General features: G+C 58.5%; 3 protein-coding genes. All 3 read left to right on the top strand.

Going from position 1 to position 1,383, the window contains the following annotated elements; translation table 11 throughout:
* On the top strand, positions 1–697 hold a 697-nt coding region (locus ACEYW6_RS36195; protein ID WP_412983602.1), incomplete at its 5' end, for an IS30 family transposase.
* Positions 694–891: a hypothetical protein gene (locus tag ACEYW6_RS36200; RefSeq protein WP_412983603.1), complete on the top strand. Its 198-nt coding sequence runs from the start codon at positions 694–696 to the stop codon at positions 889–891. The genes ACEYW6_RS36195 and ACEYW6_RS36200, both read left to right, overlap by 4 nt.
* On the top strand, positions 884–1,345 hold the full coding sequence (locus tag ACEYW6_RS36205; RefSeq protein WP_412983604.1) for a nitroreductase family deazaflavin-dependent oxidoreductase: 462 nt from the start codon (positions 884–886) through the stop codon (positions 1,343–1,345). The genes ACEYW6_RS36200 and ACEYW6_RS36205 overlap by 8 nt, the downstream gene beginning before the upstream one ends.
* Positions 1,346–1,383: the final 38 nt, after the last annotated feature.

Raw genomic sequence — 1,383 nt, forward strand, 5'->3', positions numbered from 1 at the left:
GCTCAAGCGCACATATCCGGGGGAACCTGAAAAGCAGGTGTCACACGAGACGATCTATCGCAGCCTGTTCATTCAGGCGCGCGGCGTGCTGAAAAAGGAGCTCCTTGAGCACCTGAGGGCGAGGCGCACGGTCCGCCGATCCAGGCACGCCAGCATGAAACGAAACGGGCTCGGCCAGATCAAGAATGCCGTATCCATTAGCGAGCGACCGCCGTCGGTTGAAGATCGTGCGGTGCCAGGCCATTGGGAGGGCGACCTGATCGGTGGATCGGGGAATAGTTATGTCGCAACGCTTGTCGAGCGCCATTCGCGCTACGTGATGCTGGTCAAGGTTGCGAACAAGGATACCGAAAGCGTTGTCTCGGCACTGATCAAGCAATCCCAGCGATTGCCCAGCGAACTTTACCGGTCGCTGACCTGGGACAGAGGCAAGGAACTCGCGGACCATCAACGCCTGACATTGGCCACCGAGGTCGATGTCTACTTTTGTGATCCTCGATCTCCCTGGCAGCGCGGGTCAAACGAAAACACCAACAGATTGCTGCGCCAATATCTCCCGCGTGGCACCGATCTGTCCTTGCACAGTCAGGCGAAGCTTAGTGCCATTGCAAGGCAGCTCAATGAAAGGCCGAGAAAGACCTTGCTCTATCAGACGCCGGCTGAGAAGTTCGCAGAATGTGTTGCAGCGATCGGTTGAACTCGCCGCGCAGGGCAGACATTCGGCCGATTTTGCACGTCGTTGAAGGTCAACAACAGATATCCATCGGAACACCACAACAGCGTCGCCACCCTGAAGCGCCAAATCGCCTCGCTCTGAATTCGGATTTGGCCGATCCAGCGCCTGATGGTATGTTCCTCCCTACAATTTTAATGAGAGGGCGCGATGACTGAAGCGAAACTCGCTCCGAACCTGCCGGACTGGATGCTCGAGCACGCGAACCGCTATCTTTCGAGCGGCGGAACTGACGGGCACATGTACAAGGTAACGGTGCCGCAGCACGGTGAACTGACGGTGCCGTCGCTGCTGCTGACCACCACCGGCCGCAAGTCTGGCGACAAGTTCATATTTCCGCTGTTTTACGGAATGGACGGCAGTAATTACTTCGTAGTCGCCTCAAAGGGAGGCGCGCCCGAACACCCAGGCTGGTATCGCAACATTCTTGCGAACCCCGACGTTGAAGTGCAGGTCGGGACCAAGAAGATGAAGGCGCGGGCCAGGACGACGGCGGGCGAGGAACGCCTCCGGCTTTGGAAACAGGCGCTCGAATTTTGGCCGCCCTACGCCGACTATCAGCTAAAGACTGAGCGCGAGATACCCGTGGTCGTGCTGGATCCAGTCCACTAGGGTACGTGGTGGCCGACGCCGCAGCGACGGAACCGCGC

This window comes from Nostoc sp. UIC 10607, from assembly GCF_047228265.1.
Taxonomy (GTDB): Bacteria; Cyanobacteriota; Cyanobacteriia; order Cyanobacteriales; family Nostocaceae; genus Nostoc; species Nostoc foliaceum_A.